The 876-nt window shown below is 72.8% G+C and carries 2 protein-coding genes; both read left to right on the forward strand.

Annotated features, from left to right (window positions below; all coding sequences use genetic code 11):
• Positions 1 to 343 (forward strand): amidase family protein (locus GH736_RS23550; protein ID WP_268891267.1); only part of this gene is annotated, 343 nt, incomplete at its 5' end.
• 76 nt (positions 344 to 419) lie between these two features.
• On the forward strand, positions 420 to 876 hold a 457-nt coding region (locus tag GH736_RS23555), incomplete at its 3' end, for a siderophore-interacting protein (RefSeq protein WP_203230941.1).

Below are 876 nucleotides of genomic sequence, written 5' to 3' on the forward strand. Positions count from 1 at the left end.
GGCCTGGCTCGCCGGCTTCGAGGAGCGCACCATCCGCCGGTTCGCGCCGTTCGACGCCGTGCTGACGCCGGCACTCGCGCTGACGCCGCCGGCGATCGGCTGGTACGACGCCGAGGACGGCGAGCGGAACTTCGCCCAGCAGGTGCAGGTCACGCCGTTCACCTCGTTCGTGAACGTGGCGGGGTTGCCCGCGATCACCGTCCCGGTCGAGGAGACGAGCGGCGGAGTGCCGATGGGCGTGCAGCTGATCGGGCGGCCCGGCGGCGAAGCAGTGCTCTTCGCCCTGGCCGCACAGCTCGAGCGGCGCGTGCGGCGCGGGCAGCGGCATCCGCCCGTCTGGTGACGATCGACGACGTCGCGGTGAGCCTGCGATGACGTCGTGATGCACACCATCGGGTCGCGTGTGTAAGACTTAGGTAATGCTTACCTCACTCGTCGAAGCCGCGCCGCGCGAGCGCCCCGCCTACCGCAGCTTCCGCGTGCAGGTGGCCAGGGTCGAACGCCTCGCGCCGCACTTCACGAGCGTGACGTTCTCGGGCGAGGACCTCGAGGGATTCGGCACCGCCGGGCTCGACCAGCGCGTGAAGGTGGTGCTGCCGCTCCCCGAGATCGGCTTCGCGGCGTTCCCCGACGGCGACGACTGGTACGGGGCCTGGCGCGAGCTCCCGGCCGAGCTGCAGAACCCGTTCCGCACCTACACGGTGCGCGCCGTGCGCCCCCACGCCCGAGAGGTCGACATCGTCTTCGTCGGCCACGGCGACGGCGGCCCGGCGTCCGCCTGGGCCGCGACGGCCGCGCCCGGCGACGAGATCGTGCTCATCGGCCCCGACGAGCTGAGCCCCGGCCGCACGGTGGGCATCGACTGGCGCCCAGGCG

It is taken from the genome of Agromyces humi, assembly GCF_009720255.1.
GTDB lineage: Bacteria > Actinomycetota > Actinomycetes > Actinomycetales > Microbacteriaceae > Agromyces > Agromyces humi.